Annotated in this window: 16 protein-coding genes, 2 tRNA genes and 1 other RNA gene; 4 read left to right on the forward strand and 15 right to left on the reverse strand. The window is 41.8% G+C overall.

The window, feature by feature from the left end; translation table 11 throughout:
* The first annotated feature begins 34 nt into the window (after window positions 1–34).
* A complete protein-coding gene (gene queG / locus CYCPU_RS0108100; protein WP_020162462.1) occupies window positions 35–1117 on the forward strand; it encodes a tRNA epoxyqueuosine(34) reductase QueG in 1083 nt (360 codons plus the stop codon).
* A 10-nt stretch (window positions 1118–1127) separates the two neighbouring features.
* Here queG and orn read toward each other — a convergent pair whose 3' ends face one another.
* Window positions 1128–1676, reverse strand: a complete 549-nt coding sequence (gene orn, locus CYCPU_RS0108105) for an oligoribonuclease (protein WP_016390003.1) — start codon at window positions 1674–1676, stop codon at window positions 1128–1130.
* A 56-nt stretch (window positions 1677–1732) separates the two neighbouring features.
* Between orn and CYCPU_RS0108110 the strand changes: the two genes are divergently transcribed.
* A complete protein-coding gene (locus tag CYCPU_RS0108110; RefSeq protein ID WP_020162463.1) occupies window positions 1733–2986 on the forward strand; it encodes a M48 family metallopeptidase in 1254 nt (417 codons plus the stop codon).
* 130 nt (window positions 2987–3116) lie between these two features.
* Window positions 3117–4046 (forward strand): ribosome small subunit-dependent GTPase A, encoded by a 930-nt coding sequence (rsgA, locus tag CYCPU_RS0108115; RefSeq protein WP_020162464.1) that lies wholly within the window; start codon window positions 3117–3119, stop codon window positions 4044–4046.
* Here the strand turns inward: rsgA and CYCPU_RS0108120 are convergent.
* The 7 genes from CYCPU_RS0108120 to CYCPU_RS0108145 form a co-directional block, all read right to left on the reverse strand.
* On the reverse strand, window positions 4043–4387 hold the full coding sequence (locus CYCPU_RS0108120; RefSeq protein WP_015006368.1) for a histidine triad nucleotide-binding protein: 345 nt from the start codon (window positions 4385–4387) through the stop codon (window positions 4043–4045). The genes rsgA and CYCPU_RS0108120 overlap by 4 nt on opposite strands.
* 11 nt (window positions 4388–4398) lie before the next feature.
* The gene (gene recR, locus CYCPU_RS0108125; protein ID WP_015006369.1) at window positions 4399–4995 is read right to left on the reverse strand and encodes a recombination mediator RecR; all 597 of its coding nucleotides are present in this window, start codon (window positions 4993–4995) and stop codon (window positions 4399–4401) included.
* The gene (locus CYCPU_RS0108130; protein WP_015006370.1) at window positions 4996–5322 is read right to left on the reverse strand and encodes a YbaB/EbfC family nucleoid-associated protein; all 327 of its coding nucleotides are present in this window, start codon (window positions 5320–5322) and stop codon (window positions 4996–4998) included.
* A gap of 24 nt (window positions 5323–5346) precedes the next feature.
* Window positions 5347–7086, reverse strand: a complete 1740-nt coding sequence (gene dnaX, locus CYCPU_RS0108135; RefSeq protein WP_020162466.1) for a DNA polymerase III subunit gamma/tau — start codon at window positions 7084–7086, stop codon at window positions 5347–5349.
* A gap of 93 nt (window positions 7087–7179) precedes the next feature.
* An RNA gene (gene ffs / locus CYCPU_RS11935) (signal recognition particle sRNA small type) lies at window positions 7180–7276 on the reverse strand.
* A 255-nt stretch (window positions 7277–7531) separates the two neighbouring features.
* Window positions 7532–8071 carry a response regulator transcription factor gene (locus CYCPU_RS0108140; protein WP_016390000.1) on the reverse strand — a complete coding sequence of 180 codons (540 nt, stop codon included), beginning with the start codon at window positions 8069–8071 and terminating at the stop codon, window positions 7532–7534.
* 9 nt (window positions 8072–8080) lie between these two features.
* Window positions 8081–9361: a GerAB/ArcD/ProY family transporter gene (locus CYCPU_RS0108145; RefSeq protein ID WP_020162467.1), complete on the reverse strand. Its 1281-nt coding sequence runs from the start codon at window positions 9359–9361 to the stop codon at window positions 8081–8083.
* 167 nt (window positions 9362–9528) lie between these two features.
* Here CYCPU_RS0108145 and CYCPU_RS0108150 point away from each other — a divergent pair, with 167 nt between their 5' ends.
* Window positions 9529–9993, forward strand: a complete 465-nt coding sequence (locus tag CYCPU_RS0108150) for a GGDEF domain-containing protein (RefSeq protein ID WP_015006374.1) — start codon at window positions 9529–9531, stop codon at window positions 9991–9993.
* 89 nt (window positions 9994–10082) lie between these two features.
* Here CYCPU_RS0108150 and CYCPU_RS0108155 read toward each other — a convergent pair whose 3' ends face one another.
* The 7 genes from CYCPU_RS0108155 to pnp form a co-directional block, all read right to left on the reverse strand.
* Window positions 10083–12314: an NADP-dependent isocitrate dehydrogenase gene (locus tag CYCPU_RS0108155; protein ID WP_020162468.1), complete on the reverse strand. Its 2232-nt coding sequence runs from the start codon at window positions 12312–12314 to the stop codon at window positions 10083–10085.
* A gap of 225 nt (window positions 12315–12539) precedes the next feature.
* Window positions 12540–12613, reverse strand: a tRNA-Cys gene (locus CYCPU_RS0108160).
* A gap of 48 nt (window positions 12614–12661) precedes the next feature.
* Window positions 12662–12736, reverse strand: a tRNA-Gly gene (locus tag CYCPU_RS0108165).
* Window positions 12737–12790: 54 nt separating this feature from the next.
* Window positions 12791–13345 carry a CDP-diacylglycerol--glycerol-3-phosphate 3-phosphatidyltransferase gene (gene pgsA / locus CYCPU_RS0108170; protein ID WP_015006376.1) on the reverse strand — a complete coding sequence of 185 codons (555 nt, stop codon included), beginning with the start codon at window positions 13343–13345 and terminating at the stop codon, window positions 12791–12793.
* A 40-nt stretch (window positions 13346–13385) separates the two neighbouring features.
* A complete protein-coding gene (gene uvrC / locus CYCPU_RS0108175; protein WP_020162469.1) occupies window positions 13386–15227 on the reverse strand; it encodes an excinuclease ABC subunit UvrC in 1842 nt (613 codons plus the stop codon).
* Window positions 15228–15365: 138 nt separating this feature from the next.
* The gene (phaR, locus tag CYCPU_RS0108180; RefSeq protein ID WP_015006378.1) at window positions 15366–15827 is read right to left on the reverse strand and encodes a polyhydroxyalkanoate synthesis repressor PhaR; all 462 of its coding nucleotides are present in this window, start codon (window positions 15825–15827) and stop codon (window positions 15366–15368) included.
* Window positions 15828–15854: 27 nt separating this feature from the next.
* Window positions 15855–17921, reverse strand: coding sequence for a polyribonucleotide nucleotidyltransferase (gene pnp, locus CYCPU_RS0108185; protein ID WP_015006379.1), 2067 nt, complete (start codon window positions 17919–17921; stop codon window positions 15855–15857).
* Window positions 17922–17943: the final 22 nt, after the last annotated feature.

The raw sequence follows: 17943 nt of genomic DNA on the forward strand, positions 1-17943 counted from the left end.
AATTCACTGATCATTTTAAGGTATCCTACCGCAGATGAACGAAAACAACATCGACTTACAACAATTAGCCAAGGAAATAAAATCACTTGGCCAGTCCCTTGGCTTTCAACAGGTCGGCATTACTGACACCGAATTATCTAACGCTGAAAAACAGCTAAATCATTGGCTTGAGGCGGGCTTCCATGGCGACATGGATTATATGCACAAACACGGTACAAAACGTACACGTCCCAGTGAGTTACATGAAGGCACGATACGTGTTATTTCATGCCGCATGGATTATTTACCAGAGCACATGGAGCGCACTAAAGACTTAATGAAAGACCCCGTTCGCGCCTATATTTCACGTTATTCGTTAGGACGAGACTATCACAAACTCATCAGAAAAAGGCTTCAAAAACTGGCAACCCTCATTGAACAAAAAATAGGCCCTTTTGGCTACCGTGTGTTTGTTGATAGTGCACCAGTTATGGAAAAAGCAATTGCTGAAAAAGCCGGCTTAGGTTGGATTGGAAAACACAGCAATGTATTAAATAAAGAGGCCGGCTCTTGGTTTTTTTTAGGCGAACTCTACATCGACCTGCCACTGCCCATTGATACAGCCGCCGAAAAACATTGTGGCCGTTGTATCGACTGCATTGATATTTGCCCAACACAGGCTATCGTCGCCCCTTACACCGTTGACGCTAGGCGCTGCATATCATACCTGACTATCGAACTGAAAGGCTCGATCCCAGAAGAATTTCGCGCTCCAATGGGTAATCGAATATATGGTTGTGATGACTGCCAACAAGTTTGCCCATGGAATCGATTCGCCAGTTTGACGAACGAAGAAGACTTCCTAGCGCGCCAACATTTAGATACCACGTCTCTCATTGACATCTTTCGCTGGGATGAACACACTTTTTTAAAAAACACCGAGGGCTCTGCTATTCGTAGAATTGGTTATGTCAGCTGGATTAGGAATATTGCCGTTGCCCTAGGTAACGCGCCCCACGATAAGGAAATCATTAAAACCTTGAGCGAAAAACAACATGACGACAACCCAATTATTCAAGAACATGTGCAGTGGGCCATCACACAACAAAAACAGAAAAAGCCTTTAAGTAATTGCTAAGCAAAGTCACTTAGCCAATTTTTATAAAATGCTCTCTGTAGTACTTTAATTCTTCTATTGACTCGATAACATCGTCTAAAGCCTGGTGCGTCGCTTTTTTCTTAAAGCCCTTCATTATTTCTGGTGCCCAACGGCCTGCCAATTCTTTTAACGTGCTCACGTCCAAATTTCTGTAATGAAAAAATGCCTCTAGCGTTGGCATATAGTTCGCCATAAAACGCCGGTCTTGGCAAATACTGTTTCCACACATAGGTGAAGCACCTTGTGGGACCCATTTCTCCAAAAAATCAATGGTTTGCTGTTCAGCATCGCGTTCTGATAATGAACTTTTTAAAACGCGCTCAATCAAGCCAGACTGGCCATGGTGCTGCTGATTCCAATCATCCATTGCATCCATCGTTTGTTTTGTTTGACGTACTGCTAACACCGGCCCTTGTGCAAGCACATTCAGTTCCTTATCGGTGACAATCGTTGCGATTTCAATGATAGAATCGCTGGCAGGTTCTAAACCCGTCATTTCAAGGTCTATCCATATTAAATTCTGTTTATCTTGAGACATTTTATTACCTTATATAAATTACAAATATTAATAACACCCAGCATGCTAGTAAAATTATGAATGAGTTTAGCTATATTTTTTTATTTTTCTTAGTCGCCTCAACACTACTAACACTGTGGTTGAATAAACGCCAAATAATGCACATCATGCACCACCGGAATAGCGTACCCAGTGATTTCAGTGACAAAATTGATTTAACCGCCCACCAAAAAGCGGCTGATTACACCATTGCTAAAACAAAAATAGACAACTTACAAACCCTGCTAAGTGCTGGCATTTTAATCATTCTAACCTTAGGCGGCTTGATTAATGTCATTCTTGAAACAAGCCAGACTTACCTCTATAGCGATATTTGGGCTGGGGTGAGCTTAGTTCTTTTTGTTTTTGTTCTCTCCCATCTTCTTGGTTTACCTTTGAGCGTCTATCAAACCTTCAAGGTCGAACAGTACTTTGGTTTCAATCGTACAACGGTAACGCAGTTTATCAAAGATCAGTTTTTACAACTGAGCTTAATGTTTGTGATCGGCATTCCGCTGCTGTACGCGCTGTTATGGGTTATGGATAAAATGGGTACATATTGGTGGCTGTATGCTTGGATACTAACCATCAGTTTTACATTTTTTATGACTTGGTTAGTTCCTACAGTTATCGCCCCCTTGTTTAATAAGTTCACCCCGCTTGAAGAAGGCGAATTAAAATCAAAAATCACACAACTTTTTGAACGGTGCGGTTTTAATAGCAAAGGCATTTACATCATGGACGGGTCAAAACGTTCAGGGCACGGTAACGCTTACTTTACAGGCATTGGAAACAACAAGCGTATCGTTTTTTTTGATACCTTAATTGACGCCCTAAGCCCCGATGAAATAGAGGCCGTACTTGCTCATGAGCTCGGTCATTTTAAATGCAAACATATTCTCAAGCAGATGCTCACATCAACGCTCATTACCCTGATAGGGTTTGCTATCTTGGGCGTGTTAAAACAACAAAATTGGTTCTTTGAAGGTTTGGGTGTCTTGCAAAATAACAACGCTGTCGCGCTACTACTTTTCATCTTAGTGATGCCGGTTTTCACTACTTTTTTACAACCACTTAGCAGTCATCTTCAGCGTAAGTTTGAGTTTGAAGCAGATGCCTTTGCAAGCACAATGGCTAACCCAGAGCACCTAATTCAGGCCCTTGTGAAGCTCTATCGAGAAAATGCCAGCACACTAACGCCAGATCCACTTTATTCAAGCTTCCACCATAGCCACCCGCCTGCTGGCGTGAGAATTAATCACTTAAAAGAGCTAGCCCATAAAGCTTATTAACGCTGCCTATGAACGTAAACGCCCGCTGCACGCTGTTTTTGCCTGTTAAGCCTTACTTTGTAAAAATGCTAACAAGCATTCAACGAATTGTTTCGCAAACAGCTTATCATTCACCTAAAACCCGTATTCTGTGAAGACTAACAAACGCGCGCAACACACTAAAAAGGAGCAACAAAAGCTTCTTAAAGGTCGCATTATTGCTCACTTAGGAAAGGCGTTAATTATAGAGGACGAGCAAGGTCGAACGGCTCGCTGTAAAAAACGCACACAGCTACAACAGCCTGCTGTTGGCGACTATGTAGAATGGATAAAAACTGAGGATGATGCGGGGCGCGTTGAAAATGTATTAGAACGTCGTTCACTACTGTCTAGACCTGCAAAAAATGGCCAAACACGGCCTGTCGCTGCTAATCTTGACCAAATTGTTATTATTATTGCCGTTAAACCTACAATAGATCCGCTGCTACTCGATCAATACTTGATTGTTTGTGAGTTCCAAGAAATAAAACCACTTATTGTATTGAATAAAGTTGACCTGCTTGATGAGAGCTCAAGGAAAAGCACTGATGAGCTGATCCTACTTTATCGAAACCTTAGCTATGAAGTTATCGAGGTTAGCGCTGTAGAAAAAAGCGGGCTAGACAAACTAAGAAAACGGCTGAAAAATGAAACCAGTATCTTAGTTGGACAGTCTGGCGTGGGCAAATCAACCATCACTAATTCATTACTACCTGACCTAGACCTTCAAACAAAAGCTCTTTCCACGGCATCAGGCTTGGGCAAACACACAACCACCTCATCCACTTTGTACAAACTACCTGAGGGTGGTGACATTATTGATAGCCCGGGTGTTAATATTTTTGGTTTAGCGCACATTACCGAACAAAATTTGGCTTATGGCTATCGAGAAATCAAGCACTTAGCAGAGCATTGTAAGTACTCAAACTGTCTGCACCTAAAAGAGCCCAAATGTGCCGTTAAAGATGCCGTTGAAACAGGTGATGTTTCAAAAAAACGCTACTTACGATATTTGAAATTACGCGATAAACTTGCTTACTAGCCTGGAGGCCACTGCATTGCTCTTCCACCTAGCACATGCAGGTGAATATGGTAGACCTCTTGGCCAGCATCTTGTTTACAGTTAAACACGGTTCGATAACCTGACTCCGACAACCCCTCCATCTCAGCCACTTTTTTAGCCGCCTGCATAATTTCACCCATTAACAAGGTGTCTTCCTCGCCCATATCTGCCAATGTCGGGATATGCTTTTTAGGAATAACCAATATATGCGTTGGTGCTCGCGGATTAATATCTCTAAACGCTAAAACAGACTCGGTTTCATACACAACATCCGGTGTTATTTCACCATTCACCATCTTACAGAATAAACAATCCGTCATTTATTGCTCCTTTAAACTTCACTACGCCCACTAAACGCGTGAGACAACGTACCACTATCAATATATTCTAACTCGCCGCCAAAAGGCACACCGTGCGCTATACGCGTAGCCCTAACGGAGTATTTTTTTGCCATCTCACTAATATAATGCGCTGTTGCTTCACCTTCAACCGTTGGATTAGTCGCCAAAATAATTTCTTTAATGACGCCCATTTTCAGTCTATCAACCAATTTATCCAAACCGATGTCCGCTGGCCCCAAGCCATCGAGCGGAGACAAGCGGCCGTTCAACACAAAATACACCCCTTTAAAAGAGGTTGCACCGTCTATCGCCATCACATCAGCAGGTGTTTCCACAATACATAATAACTGTTGATCACGGCGATCATCTGAACATAATCCGCAAATATCAGCAGACGACAACGTTTGACAAACCGAACAGTGTCCAATTTTATCCACCGCTTCTGCAAGGCTTTGCGCCAATTTAAAGGCGCCCTGACGGTCACGTTCTAGTAGATGAAACGCCATTCGTTGGGCCGACTTTTGACCGACACCCGGTAAACAGCGCAAGGCCTGAATAAGGTCTTGAAGAATGGGCTCAGATTGCATTTAAAAAGGTAATTTGAAGCCAGGAGGTAGTGGAATGCCTGCGGTCATCCCCGCCATACTCTCTTTATTTTCACTTTCAACTTTACGCACCGCATCATTAATCGCTGAGACAATTAGATCTTCGAGCATTTCCTGGTCATTATCTGCAATCAAACTTGGGTCTATCGATAACCTTTTGGCTTCGTGTTTTCCTGTCAGTACGACCTTAACAAGACCTGCTCCGGACTCGCCCGTCACTTCAAGTTCTGCCAGCTTTTGTTGCGCCTCTTGCATCTTTTCTTGCATTTTTTGCGCTTGTTGCATTAAGTCGCCTAATTGGTTCTTCATTTCTTTCTCCGTACTATACCGTGGTTAATCTATTGGCTTAATTGAGCCCTCTATAATAGTAGCGTCAAACAACTCCATTATTTTCTTTACTGCGGGGTTGTTTCTTACTTCTTGCTCTGCCTGACGTTGCCTTTCAGCCACTTTATCATTAGCAATACTATTCGGTGTAACAATGTCTTTAGCCCCTTCGATGAGCTGAAGCTGTAACTTGCGCCCATAATAATCAGACAATGCCTGTTCTAAGTTTAGCTCTGATTTTTTATTTAGAGAAACATGCCCGCCCATTAACATCAACTCACAGACGTGCTCGTCCAGTTTCACCAATGTTGCATTATTCGCTAACTGAAGTGTCATGGGATCCAAGCCTAATGTTGGCACCAACTCATGCCAAGGCAGATCTACATTGGCAGCTGGTTTTACTGTTTCAACAGGTTGTATAAGAGCCGTGGGGGCTGCTTTTTTAGCGACAGGAACCGGTTCTACCGGACGCTTTGTTACTGGCGCTATATTTTCAGGTGTTTTTTTTTCAGGAATAATCAGTTTAGGAGCTTTTTTAGCTTTGCCCGTCTCTTTGCTGTCCTCTACTGTGACCTTTTTTGGCACCGCTGCTACTTCAGTTAATTTTTGAGCCGCCACTGGTGGCTTTGGCTTAAGGCTAGCTTGTGCGATGGGTTTATCACTCCTATTAGCAACATCAACCGGTGCAAAGGCTAGCATCCTCAATAACACCATTTCAAACCCAACTTTTGGTGTAGGTGCCAACGGCAAGTCTTTTTGGCCCATCAGTGCTATTTGATAATACAGCTGCACATCTTCTTTGCTTAACTGCTGGGCCAACATGGCCAACGCTTTATCTTCTGCGTCAGTTCCAACTATTTGACAGACTGCTATTTGATGCAGGTGAATCAATAACGACTGCAACACTTCTGCATAGTCTGGGGCAAATTCATCCAGTGTTTGAATGCTAGCTAGCACTTCTGATCCTTGCTGAGTTAATAATGCCTTTAGTAAATCTAGTACCGGTTCGCGTGCAACGCTACCCAGCATATCAATTACATCAGCTTCATTCAGCTCACCGTTGCCGTGAACAATCGCCTGATCTAATAAACTAAGACCATCACGCATACTGCCATCAGCTGCACGTGCCAATAATTCAGTTGCTTGTTGTTGATATGCAATGCCTTCGCTTTCAAGAATTAGCTTAAATTGACCTTCAATTTGATCTGGCGATAAGCGCTTCAGGTTAAACTGCAAGCAACGAGATAAAACGGTCACTGGCATTTTTTGTGGATCTGTCGTTGCTAAAAGAAACTTAACATGAGCGGGCGGCTCTTCTAATGTTTTAAGCAGCGCGTTAAAACTACTTTTGGAAAACATGTGCACTTCATCGATCAGGTAAACTTTATATTTACCGCGACTCGGCATATATTGAACGTTTTCTAACAGGTCTCGCGTGTCATCGACACCTGTTCTAGACGCCGCATCAACTTCAATTAAATCGGGGTAACAACCTTGATCGACTTCTAGGCAAGTTTCACACTCACCACAAGGCTCTGCATTAGTAAGATTAGGGCAATTTAATGCTTTAGCTAATACGCGGGCAATTGTTGTTTTCCCTACTCCGCGTGTCCCTGTGAAGAGATAGGCATGATGCAAGCGGTCATTTTCTAAGCCATTGACCAAGGCACGCACGATATGCTCTTGCCCAACCACTTGAGCAAAATTTAACGGGCGCCATTTTCTTGCAAAGACTTTATAACTCATAAGTTTTTATAGGGTAACAAAGGCAATGGGATTGTGCGAATTTTTAGCCCTTTAAGCTAAAACTAAAGAAGCCTCTAAAAAATGGGCGGTAACCCATGCCAGCCGCACCCCGGCACATGACTCCATCGCTACCGTTGCTCCCTTCCGGGCCTGGCGGAGTTCACGACTTCACATTGCGAGGGGACCAACATGAGTCACCATTGTTCGTTGCTTTCAATCAGGGTGGGGATTGTCCATCATTGTGTGCGATCAATCAAGAAGGGAGAATAAAGTTTATTCATTATTTTTAAACCAGGAAGCCCTTTATGCTAAATATGCTTAGTAAGAACTTCCCTTAAATGCTAATTTACCGTAGAGTAGAAGTATGCCTTGGCCCAATTCTGCATTATTGCGCATGAAGAACTCGCCAAACTCCCTCTTATTACAAAATTTAAGCTACAGCACGCTAATGCCTAACTGGCCGCTTTGCCAATTTACGCTGCAAGGTTCGCCGATGCATATTAAGTCGCCTTGCTGCTTCCGAAATATTCCCATCACAGTCCAATAAAATTTTCTGCATATGCTCCCACTCAACGCGTTTAACAGAAAGCGGTTTATCAGATGGTGTGACATCAGAGTCTGCCTTTTCTTGCGCAAAGGCCGCTAGAATCTCATCCGCATTTGCCGGTTTAGTAATATACTGAATAGCACCCAATTTAACCGCTTCTACTGCTGTCGCAATACTTGCATAGCCCGTTAACATCACTATGCTTATGGCCGTGTCTTTTTCTTTCAAGCGCCGAATCAGCTGCAAACCAGAACCGTGCTCTAACCGCAAATCCACTACTGCCATATGTGGTTTAAACACCTCTGCCTTATGAATAGCTTGCTCTTTTGTCTGTGCCGATGCCACCTCAAAACCACGACGCGTAAAGGCATCACATAATACTGAACAGTAAACTTCGTCATCATCAATAATCAGCATTCGTTTATGAGTGTCTTCCATGCTCTTTGCCTATGCTATTACCGGAATACAAATACTCACACAAACACCCTTTGGCTGGTGATTTTCCCATTTAATACTCCCTCCTAATCGTTCTAGAGTTGCCTGCGTAATATAAACACCAAGACCTAACCCTTTGTCTTTAGAACTCATCATATGTTTGCCTAATTTAAGTAATTGCGCTTCATCTATTCCGCAGCCTCTATCTTCAATACGAATATGTATATTGCTATCAGTCCAGCTCAATACAAGTTTCACATACTCTGGGGAGACTCTTGCTGCATTGTCTAACACATTGATTAATGCACGCGTTAATGCAAGATCGGTTATCAACTTTGGGGCGCGCCCAACTCCTTTAACCTTTTCAATTAAAGGCACATTTAAATTAGATATTCGCCATTGGACAACAACATTAGCCAAGTATTCATCAATCGCTAATAATTGCCCTGAGTCATATTTTTCAGACGTTGCTCTTTCAGTAATCGTCGACAGAACCTTTTTACAACGTTTGATTTGTCCTTGAAGAATCGATAACTTAGAGCTCGCAGCCTTATCTCCCGCTGCCTGAAAATCAAGCTCAAGCTCATGTGCCAACACGTCCATTGTCCCTAATGGCGTTCCAAGCTCATGAGCAGCGCCTGTCGCCAAAGTCCCCAGCGCAATTAAACGCTCATCTCGAAACATGCGTTCCTTCATAGTCGATAACAGCTCGTTTCTCTTACGTAATGATTGTGCCATCCCTGCTACAAAATAAGCCAGTAAGAATATAGACAATAAAAACCCTATCCACATACCGATCACATGGTCTTTAAAATGCCCACCTGCTTCCACTTCCACGGGGTTATTAATGTGAACAAGTGGCTGATAATAAAACACAATTAAGCTATACGATAGTGATGTCAATAATGCCATTAGCCAAACATAACGTTGTGATAACAATGTTGCCGCAATACTGTGGGGGACTAATAAAAACCAAGCAAAGGGGTTTGTCGCACCGCCTGTGAAATACAAAATACCGGTTAGCGCAACCACATCACTAATCAATTGGTAGAAAAATGCCTCATCTGTAATTCTTGATGAATCCTTTAATAAAAAAAGAGTCGATACACTCCAAATAACTTGACCTACTAATATCGCCGCTAACGGTTTAACAGGCAATGCCATTTCTAAATAGTAAATCGTTGTTAAAATAGCAATCAATTGCCCGCTTATATTCAGTGCTCGTAACGATAATAAACGCTTTAGGTTCTCACCAGGTGCTGAGGTTGCTGTATTGGCCGACAAAGTAATCATTAAAATATTTAAAAAAATAAGCGCTTCTTACTTTAACAGCTAAATCTATTAACGAAGAGTCCTTGCGTCAATTTGACTCAGTTAATCACTCATTATTTTTTCTTTCCCATCTAGTAAATTCTCAATATCCTGCCATCATTAATGTATTTATATTTGGAACTTAACTTATGACCCTTGATCAACCAGAAAGTCGTTGCTCTATTACTGGCTTGCCCGATGCTGCGACTTTTTCAGAGCAAACAGAACAACTACTAGAATTTTGTACCCGTACTCATGCTAACGCCCTTATGCTTTTTATTACTTTTGATACGAGTGTTAGCGAGATCAATGGCCAACAAAATGACCTCGCCCTTAAAGCCATTGCAAAGCGATTACTCTCTAAAGCCCGTGATTCAGATATTTACGCCCATTTAGGTGAAATGAACTTCGCTAACCTAACTATTGAAACCAGTGAAAAACATACGCCGATCTTAATTGAAAAGCTCAAAATAGAACTCGCACAACCGATCACGTTAATGGACGGCTCTTCTATCAAACTAAACACTAAAGTGGGCCTTGCCGAGTATCCTAAGCAAGGAAAATCTTATGCAGAGCTGATTGAGGTTGCTAGAAAAAACACTCAAACGTTATAGCTTAGAAAGCAACATACCCCAGATACAAAAAAACCTGGCACCTATTGAATTAGGCGCCAGGTTCAACTCAATATTAACTACTTAAGTTGTTATTTCAATGAAGCAAGCGCCTCATTAAATATCTTTGAAGGTCTCATAACCTCACGCACTTTATCAACATCTGGCTTGTAATAACCACCAATGTCTACTGCATGCCACTGCTCTGTAGTTAATGTACCAACAATTTTCTCTTCATTCTCAGTTAGTGATGCTGCTAATGGCTGAAAATGAGCTTGTAAGGCTTCATCTTCTGTCTGTTCAGCAAGTGCCTGCGCCCAATACAACGCAAGGTAAAAGTGACTACCACGGTTATCAAGCTCCCCTGTTTTACGTGACGGCGATTTGCCAGTATCGAGTAATTTAGCCGTTGCTTCATCTAATGTTTTTGCCAACACAGCTGCCTTCGCATTGCCATCTGATATCGCTGTATGCTCAAGTGAAGCGCACAGAGCTAAAAACTCACCTAGCGAATCCCAACGTAAATGATTTTCTTCTATCAATTGTTTAACATGCTTAGGCGCTGAACCACCTGCACCCGTTTCAAATAAACCACCGCCTGCCATAAGCGGCACGATAGACAACATCTTTGCACTGGTCCCTAACTCAAGAATCGGAAATAGATCGGTTAAGTAATCACGCAAAATATTACCCGTCACAGAAATTGTATCTTTACCACGTAAAATACGCTCAAGTGTGTAACGCATCGCTCTTGTTTGCGACTTAATTTTAATATCTACGCCGGTTAGATCATGATCTTTAAGGTATTTTTCAACTTTTTTAATCAATTCATTTTCGTGCGGACGGTACTTATCTAACCAAAAAACAGCCGGCGTATTTGATAAACGTGCGCGCTTCACAGCCAATTTCACCCAGTCTTGAATAGGTGCATCTTTAACTTGGCACATTCTCCATATATCACCTTCTTCAACATCCATTTCAAGTAAGACATTACCTTCTTCATCAACAATACGGGTGCTGCCATCCGCCTTCATCTCAAAGGTTTTATCATGGGAACCATATTCTTCAGCTTTTTGAGCCATTAGGCCAACATTGGGGACTGTTCCCATTGTGGTTGGGTCAAACTCTCCATGTGTTTTACAAAAGTTGATTATTTCTTGATAAATTCGAGCGAAAGTACTCTCCGGCATCACTGCTTTCGTGTCTTTCATTTTACCGTCAGGGCCCCACATTTTGCCGCCTGCGCGAATCATTGCAGGCATTGATGCATCAACAATCACCTCATTAGGCGTATGTAGGTTAGAAATCCCTTTAGCGGAATCCACCATAGCAAGCTCTGGGCGCTTTTCGTAACAGGCATGCATATCACTAAGAATTTCTTCTTTAATCGATGCAGGTAGCTTCTCAATATGTTCATAAACACTGCTCAAACCATCATTAGGGTTAACACCTAATTCATCAAACAGCTTGCCATGTTTTTCAAACAAGTCTTTGTAATACACTTTTACCGCGTGTCCAAAAACAATAGGATGAGACACTTTCATCATGGTCGCTTTTACATGAAATGAAAACATCACACCGGTTTCTTTCGCGTCGTTCATTTCATCTTCTAGATACGCACACAATTGCTTCTTGCTCATAAACATACTGTCTATGATTTCACCTTCTTGTAGCGCTAAACCCTTCTTTAATACGGTGACCTCACCATTCTTAGCAACAAATTCAATGTTCACCTTGCATGCTTTGTCCAGCGTTAAGCTTTTCTCACTAGAATAAAAGTCACCTGAGCGCATATGAGAAACGTGTGTTCTAGACGCCTGACTCCACTTACCCATAGAGTGTGGGTTTTTCTTGGCATATTCTTTAACTGCCTTAGGTGCGCGACGATCAGAGTTACCCTCGCGTAGTACCGGGTTAACCGCACTTCCTAACACTTTACCGTACTTTTGTTGAAGAGCTTTTTCCTCATCAGTTTGAGGATCTTCTGGATAATTTGGAATATCAAAACCCTTTCCCTGCAACTCATTAATAATTGCTTTTAACTGAGGAACCGATGCACTGATATTCGGTAATTTGATAATGTTCGTCTCGGGATTTTGCGTTAAACGTCCTAATTCAGACAATGCATCGGGGACCTTTTGATCATCAGGTAGCTGATCAGCAAACGTAGCAAGCACTCTAGACGCTAACGAGATATCACTCACCTCAACGTCAATGCCAGCTGCTCCTGCGAACGCTTCAACAATAGGAAGAAATGAAGCAGTCGCTAATAAAGGCGCTTCATCCGTTAACGTATAAATAATTTTGGACTTTTTGACAGTCATTCTCTCTCCGTGCATTGATAGGGTAATTTAAAGATGCCTGATTATACGACATTTTAAAGCCCTTCTAACTGTTTAGAGCACGAAAATTCAGCAATGACTAGCTGAGTGTATTCCAGCTAGTTTGAACTTAATGCAAAACATCATCATCAAAAACCGCTTAGCTTTCGTATTGTAATTGAAATACGAGTAACCTTTTAGAGACACCGTTGTGTTTTAATTCCGACATGGAGGCTGAGAGCGGAATCGAACCGCTGTACACGGCTTTGCAGGCCGCTGCATAACCACTCTGCCACTCAGCCAGAGAGGACTTTATTGATAAAACCGTGGTGGTATCACGGCTTAAAATTTGGAGCGGGAAACGAGATTCGAACTCGCGACCCCAACCTTGGCAAGGTTGTGCTCTACCACTGAGCTATTCCCGCTTTGAGGCCGTGTATTCTATCTTTCGTAGCAACTCTGTCAAGTCAGAATCCCTACTATTTTCTAAATTGGGGTAAAGCAAGCTGAATATATTGCCACATTGACCAAAGCGTCAGCACTACAGAGATATAAATCAACACCACTCCTAACATCCGAACCGGAATCCCATAAAGGTCTGCGTTAAATAACAAACACACAATCGAAACCATTTGGAACCCTGTTTTATACTTTCCAATCCATGAAACCTTTACAACAGAGCGTTGCCCAACCTCTGCCATCCACTCACGTAATGATGCCACTGAAATTTCACGGCCTATAATGATGGCGACTGGTATTGCGATATAAATAGCTGGATCGGCTTGCACAATAAGCACCAATACAACCACCACCATTAACTTATCAGCCACAGGGTCGAGAAACTCACCAAACGCGGTCTGCAAATTCAACTTTCTGGCTAAAAACCCATCAAACCAATCTGTGATGGATGCCACTATAAATATTAGCGCACACCACAATCTAGGCTCTTCAATTGGCAAGTAAAAAATCACCATTATTACCGGTATAGAGGCAATACGGAATAAGGTCAAAATGGTTGGAATATTAAGAATCATTCAACTAAAAAGTATTGATGTAGCCACATATAGTACCACTTTATCCAGCTGGTCCGTCATGATAGAAGTTATACACTCTTTGCGCTAATGATTTACTGATCCCCTCAACCGTACAAAGGTCTTCCACCCCAGCAGATTGAATTTCACGCAAGCCTCCAAACTGTTTAAGTAATTGGCGTCTACGTTTCGGACCTAAGCCATCAATTTGCTCTAGGGTCGACTTTTTCTTCTCTTTACCACGCTGTTGACGATGGCCACTAATAGCGAAACGGTGCGCCTCGTCTCTAATTTGCTGAACAACCAATAAGGCCGGTTCATCTGCTGGAAAAATTAGCACCTTACCGTCCTTTGCACGATAAATTTTTTCCATCCCAACTTTTCTATCACTACCTTTTGAGATGCCGATAACAAACACTTCAGGGCTATCAATATCGCTTAGTGCTTTTAAAACAGCATTAACTTGGCCTTTCCCACCATCAATTATCAGCAAATCGGGCACTACATGTTCATTTTTTTTGGCACGAAGGAAGCGACGTGATACTGCCTGAGACAGTGCAGCATAGTCATCACCCGGCGTAACTCCGGTGATATTAAAGCGACGATAATCTGATTTCAAAGGGCCCTCTTCATTTAAAACAACACATGAAGCAACGGTTTGATCCCCCTGCAGATGACTAATATCAAAACATTCCATACGCGCAATACCTTTCTCAACGCCTAATAGCATTGATAATTTACTGAGTCTATCCCTTGTATTTTCTCTACTTTCTAGGCGCTGAGTTAAGGCCGTTATAGCGTTACTTTTCGCCATCTTCAGCCAACGCGCCCTTTCCCCTCTGGGGTTAGTAACTAGACTTACTTTCCTCTCTGCTTTCTCATTGAATACTTGTTGGATTAATTCTGCTTCAAGCAAGGCATGACTCAAAATAACCGCCTTAGGTAATTTTTTATCTAAATAAAACTGCAGCAAGAAAGCATTTAACACCTCTTGCTCTGTTTTTCCCTGCGGAATTTTAGGATAAAACGTACGATTGCCTAAATGTTGACCTTTTCGTATGAAAAACACTTGAACACAAGCAACATGCTGCTGTATTTCACACGCAACCACGTCAAGGTCCCCATCATTACCACTAACATATTGGCGCTCCATCACCTTTCTTAACTGAGCAATTTGATCACGGAATTGAGCTGCTTTTTCGAAATTCAACTCATTTGCTGCACTTTCCATTTTCTTAACTAGATCACTGATTAGTTTGCTATTTTTGCCCTCAAGAAATAACACCGTGTGAGCCACATCATCATGATAATCTTGCTGGCTAATAAGGCCAACGCAAGGGGCTGTGCAACGTTTAATTTGATGCTGTAGGCACGGTCTAGACCTATTTTTAAAAAAACTGTCATCACATTGCCTAACGGGGAAAAGTTTCTGCAAGACGTGTAAGCTGTCGCGAACCGCGCCTGCACTGGGGTAGGGACCAAAATACTGCCCTTGCTTTTTTTTAGCACCCCGATGGAATGTAAGTTTGGGAAACTCTTGATGTGTTGATAAATAAATATAAGGGTAACTTTTATCATCCCTTAAACAAATATTATATCTAGGCTTCAATTTTTTGATGAGTTGATTTTCTAACAGCAGCGCCTCACCTTCAGTATGCGTAACAACTATCTCGATCTGTTGCACATGAGACAACATCATTTTTTTCTTAGCGTCTTTATCTGTTTTATTAAAGTAACTCGACACCCTTTTTTTTAGGTTTTTCGCTTTACCTACATAAATACACATACCACGATGATCGAGCATTTGATAAACACCCGGTTTTTGGGTCAATGTTTTTAGAAAATGCTCGCTATCAAAAGTCGTTAATTTGTCCTTACCTTCCATAACAATCAGTTTACTTATTTATTCAACTTAAGGGCAGCCATATTCATTTTAAATTAACCCTACAGGGTATTTTTATACTAAATGAACAGCCAAAAAAAAACCTCGTAAACGAGGTTTTTTCTTTTAGCTATTAACTGCTTATTTCTTTTTACTGGCTTTAGCAGGCATCACACTTTTGAACAGCCCTTCTTGCATTTCTTTAAAAACTTCCATATTTCTATTTGCTAATGAGGTCATCATTGCAAAAGGATCAGCTGCTTGCTCCAGTTTGCTCCTTACCTTGGCTCTTTGCTCGGCGATTAACTTCACCGAGTTTTCAAGGTAACTTGCAAAATTATGTTGAAATGGATCACCATAAAAACGAATCAATTGCTCTAACATTTCAGCACTCATTATCGGCTCACCATCCTCTTCTTGCTCAAGAATGATTTGCAATAATACGCTTCGAGTTAAATCTTCTTTTGATTTCGCATCAACAACTTTAACAGGTTCCCGTTCAATAATAAGCTGACGCACATCATTAAGCGTTACATACTTACTAATCTCTGTGTCATACAAACGACGATTAGGGTACTTTTTTATGATTCGAGAATTAGCCATAGTTATTAACCGTGAACTGATGAGTCGTTAATCTATTTCCTTCATGCTTAATCTAACACGTCCTTGGCGATCAACCTCAAGAACTTTCACATTAACAACATCACCTTCAGAAAGCTTGTCACTAACCTTCTCAACACGCTCTTCAGAAATTTGTGAAATATGTACAAGGCCATCTTTGCCTGGCAAGATCGATACAAATGCACCAAAGTCCATTAAACGAACAACTTTACCTTCGTAAATTTTGCCCACTTCAACTTCTGCAGTAATATCTTCTATGCGTTTTAACGCTTTTTCGCCAGCTTCACGATCAACTGAAGCAACTTTTACGATGCCTTCATCAGTAATATCAATAGATGCGCCTGTTTCTTCGGTAATTGCCCGAATAGTGACACCACCTTTACCAATAACATCACGAATTTTTGCTGGGTCAATCTTAAGTGTAAGGATGCGCGGAGCAAAATCAGACATCTCTTCGCGTGCTTGTGAAAGATCAGAATTCATTTTTTCTAAGATATGCAAGCGGCCTGCCTTTGCTTGCTCCAACGCATTAGACATGATTTCATGCGTAATCCCTTGGATTTTGATATCCATTTGAAGTGCAGTCACACCAGAATCTGTACCAGAGACTTTAAAGTCCATATCACCTAAGTGATCTTCATCGCCCAAAATGTCAGACAAGACCGCAAATTCATCACCTTCTTTGATAAGGCCCATCGCGATACCAGCTACAGGTGATTTAATCGGCACACCTGCATCCATTAGCGCCAAACTAGTACCACATGTGCTCGCCATTGAGCTTGAACCATTTGATTCTGTCACTTCGGCTACAACACGTAGTACATAAGAGAAATCTTCTTGGCTTGGTAGAACCGCTTGAATACCACGTTTTGCTAAACGACCATGACCAATTTCACGTCTTTTTGGTGAACCAACAAAGCCTGTTTCACCAACACAATATGGAGGGAAGTTATAGTGCAACATGAAGTGATCACGGTACTCACCTTCTACTGCATCAATCATTTGTGCATCGCGGTCTGTGCCTAACGTTGCAACAACTAATGCCTGCGTTTCACCGCGAGTAAATAGCGCCGAACCGTGTGCACGAGGTAAAACCCCTGTACGCACATGGATAGGACGAACAGTTGACAAATCACGTCCATCAATACGTTTTTTAGTCGATAGTACTAACTCACGGACATGTTTCTTTTCTAGAGAAGAGAAGATTTCTTTTACTTCTTCAGGGTCTTCGTCTTCAAGTTGGGCTAATACACTTGTACGTAGCTCTTGTAATTTAACTTGACGATCAAGTTTAACAAGAATCGTATACGCATCTGCAATGCCAGCTGTTGCAAGATCAGCCACTTTTTCAAGTAACGTTTGATCTTTTTCGGGTGCAACCCATTCCATACGTGGCTTACCCACCTGTTCAGCTAGCTCATTAATGGCCTGAATAGCCGCCTGCATTTGTTCGTGGCCAAAGGTCACGGCGCCCAACATAATATCTTCAGGCAAACAATCAGCTTCTGATTCAACCATTAAAACAGCATCTTCAGTACCTGCAACAACTAAATCTAATTTAGACTCAGCCAAAGCATTTTTTGATGGGTTTAATGCATATTCACCATTTATATAACCTACTCGTGCAGCACCAATTGGACCTTCAAACGGTAGACCTGAAATAGCCAATGCAGCTGATGCACCTAATAAGGCAGGAATATCTGGATCAACTTCTGGGTTTAGTGAAATAACAGTCGCAATAACCTGAGTTTCGTTTTTGTATCCTTTTGGAAACAGTGGACGAATAGGACGGTCGATAAGACGAGAAGTTAGAGTTTCTTTCTCACTTGGTCGCCCTTCTCTCTTAAAAAAACCACCCGGTATTTTACCTGCAGCATATGTTTTTTCTTGATAGTTTACGGTAAGCGGAAAGAATGAATTATTTTCTCCCCCTTCACGTTTACCTACTGCTGTTACTAAAACAATCGTACCGTCTATTTCTACTAGTACTGCTCCGTCTGCTTGACGTGCAATCTCACCTGTTTCAAAAGATACAGTCTGATGACCGAATTGAAACTCTTTTTTTACTGAATTCACTATTTATGCCTACCTATTATTT

It is taken from the genome of Cycloclasticus pugetii PS-1 (assembly GCF_000384415.1).
GTDB lineage: Bacteria > Pseudomonadota > Gammaproteobacteria > Methylococcales > Cycloclasticaceae > Cycloclasticus > Cycloclasticus pugetii.

Excerpts from the sequence above, each read along its gene's own strand:
- pgsA (WP_015006376.1), bottom strand. The coding sequence starts at position 13,345 with ATGATTCTTAATATTCCAACCATTTTGACCTTATTCCGTATTGCCTCT.
- CYCPU_RS0108130 (WP_015006370.1), bottom strand. The coding sequence starts at position 5,322 with ATGAAGAACCAATTAGGCGACTTAATGCAACAAGCGCAAAAAATGCAA.
- CYCPU_RS0108150 (WP_015006374.1), top strand. The coding sequence starts at position 9,529 with ATGACCCTTGATCAACCAGAAAGTCGTTGCTCTATTACTGGCTTGCCC.
- CYCPU_RS0108155 (WP_020162468.1), bottom strand. The coding sequence starts at position 12,314 with ATGACTGTCAAAAAGTCCAAAATTATTTATACGTTAACGGATGAAGCG.
- queG (WP_020162462.1), top strand. The coding sequence starts at position 35 with ATGAACGAAAACAACATCGACTTACAACAATTAGCCAAGGAAATAAAA.
- dnaX (WP_020162466.1), bottom strand. The coding sequence starts at position 7,086 with ATGAGTTATAAAGTCTTTGCAAGAAAATGGCGCCCGTTAAATTTTGCT.
- orn (WP_016390003.1), bottom strand. The coding sequence starts at position 1,676 with ATGTCTCAAGATAAACAGAATTTAATATGGATAGACCTTGAAATGACG.
- uvrC (WP_020162469.1), bottom strand. The coding sequence starts at position 15,227 with ATGGAAGGTAAGGACAAATTAACGACTTTTGATAGCGAGCATTTTCTA.
- recR (WP_015006369.1), bottom strand. The coding sequence starts at position 4,995 with ATGCAATCTGAGCCCATTCTTCAAGACCTTATTCAGGCCTTGCGCTGT.
- CYCPU_RS0108120 (WP_015006368.1), bottom strand. The coding sequence starts at position 4,387 with ATGACGGATTGTTTATTCTGTAAGATGGTGAATGGTGAAATAACACCG.
- CYCPU_RS0108140 (WP_016390000.1), bottom strand. The coding sequence starts at position 8,071 with ATGGAAGACACTCATAAACGAATGCTGATTATTGATGATGACGAAGTT.
- CYCPU_RS0108110 (WP_020162463.1), top strand. The coding sequence starts at position 1,733 with ATGAATGAGTTTAGCTATATTTTTTTATTTTTCTTAGTCGCCTCAACA.
- phaR (WP_015006378.1), bottom strand. The coding sequence starts at position 15,827 with ATGGCTAATTCTCGAATCATAAAAAAGTACCCTAATCGTCGTTTGTAT.
- CYCPU_RS0108145 (WP_020162467.1), bottom strand. The coding sequence starts at position 9,361 with ATGATTACTTTGTCGGCCAATACAGCAACCTCAGCACCTGGTGAGAAC.